3 protein-coding genes are annotated in these 1,658 nt (G+C 37.9%); all 3 read right to left on the bottom strand.

Annotation, left to right across the window (positions count from 1 at the left end; translation table 11 throughout):
• Positions 1-317, bottom strand: a 317-nt coding sequence (locus tag ACFIL3_RS04775) for an inositol monophosphatase family protein (RefSeq protein ID WP_375681884.1), incomplete at its 3' end; no start/stop codon positions are given.
• Between the two features lie 11 nt (positions 318-328).
• Complete coding sequence (gene efp, locus ACFIL3_RS04770) at positions 329-904, bottom strand: elongation factor P (protein WP_015856958.1); 576 nt, start codon at positions 902-904, stop codon at positions 329-331.
• A 471-nt stretch (positions 905-1,375) separates the two neighbouring features.
• The coding region (locus ACFIL3_RS04765) for a helix-turn-helix domain-containing protein (protein WP_375681883.1) at positions 1,376-1,658 on the bottom strand (283 nt) is incomplete at its 5' end.

Below are 1,658 nucleotides of genomic sequence, written 5' to 3'. Positions count from 1 at the left end.
GCAATGGAAACAGCAAAAAAAGGAATGCCATGGAGAAAATTTGTGGTGCCATCTAAAGGGTCAACAATAAAACGGTGTTGTGAATCTTCTCCAATGATTTCTTCTGACTCTTCCATCAGAAAACCAAATTTGGGGCGCGCCTTGCTTAGTTCATTGAAAATAATTTTTTCCGCTTTGCGATCTGCTTGGCTGACATAATCTGCTGGTCCTTTCAAAGACACTTGCAAATTTTGCACTTCACCGTAATCACGTACCAACGAGCGTCCTGCTTTCATTGCAGCTTGCACCATGACATTCATGACTGCAGAATGGGCCATTTTTTATTCCTTTATTTATCTTTTTCATTTGCGCGACGCAAATAAATCAACTCATTGGTGTCTACAATGATACGTTCACCAGCATTCATAAAGGGGGGAACAAGAATACGAATCCCGTTTTCAAGAATGGCGGGTTTATAAGAGGAGGTAACCGTTTGTCCTTTGATGGCAGGATCGGCTTCCGCAATTGTGACAGCAACTTGATCAGGAAGTGAGATGCCAATAGGCTTTTCTTGATAAAGTTCAACTGTGACAGTCATCCCATCTTGGAGAAACGCAGCACGTTCACCAACAAAATCCTTTTGAAGTTCAAGTTGTTCATAAGATTCTGAATCCATAAAGACCAAAGCATCCCCTTGTTGATAAAGAAATGTGAAATCCTTTTGTTCAAGGCGCACGCGTTCAACTGTCTCAGCAGCACGAAAGCGTTCATTAAGTTTTGTACCATCAATCAAATTTTTCATTTCAACTTGGTTAAATGCACCACCTTTTCCTGGTTTTACAGCGTTACATTTAACAGCAACCCATAAGCTTCCTTGATGTTCGATCACATTACCAGGGCGAATTTCATTGCCATTAATTTTCATCGTTTCTATCCAATTCTATTCTTGCAAAAAGAACTCTCTTGTTGTTTTTATGGCGCTTTTCTTTGCTGCCTTTAACAGTCAAGCTCTTTTGTTATTTTCGGGCTAAAATCCCTTTGATTAACCTTGCGGCTCTCTCATGGTCCTGTGTGCTCTTTATGGGCTTTCTCCTGCTTTTTGCAAAGAGAAAAGCTTAAGTAAAAAAGGACCTTTATGTATTTTTGCTTTTCAGTTCTTTGCAAGACCATAAAAAGCGCTCAGACGCAAGCTTTTTAAAAATTTGCACAAAAATTTTTTAGAATTTTTGGGGAAATTTATCCCGTTGTGTCGTAAAATATCATCATTGATGGCAATAATATAATTGATGGCAATGATATAAGTTCCCTAAAACCATGAGGTGTTTTTAATTAAGAATATGTGATGAATATGTGAATACGGAGTTTATTATAGTGTCTCATGGGATAGAGCGTGGTGTTAGCTTTCATTTTGATCAGAGAGTAATTGTAAAAAGGCTCTTTGTTTTATCGAGATTAGGACTCTAAATTTTTTTAAAAGCAGGTATTTTTCTGTACTTGATGCGATTTCATCATGAGAGTACGGGGGCTGTTGTTTTGTTAAGATATCAGCATAGAAAAAGACAAGTGGAGCATTTAGGATATCGGCTATTTCTTTTAAACGCTCTGCGCTGACACGATTTAAGCCGTTTTCATATTTCTGGATTTGTTGGAAAGTAACACCTAAATGTTGACCTAATGTT

It is taken from the genome of Bartonella sp. CE47NXGY (assembly GCF_042195415.1).
In the GTDB taxonomy this organism is placed as follows: Bacteria; Pseudomonadota; Alphaproteobacteria; order Rhizobiales; family Rhizobiaceae; genus Bartonella.
This window is presented reverse-complemented; position numbering and strand designations above follow the sequence as displayed.

Bases quoted from the DNA above. Each gene is read 5' to 3' on its own strand.
- efp (WP_015856958.1), bottom strand. From the start codon at position 904: ATGAAAATTAATGGCAATGAAATTCGCCCTGGTAATGTGATCGAACAT.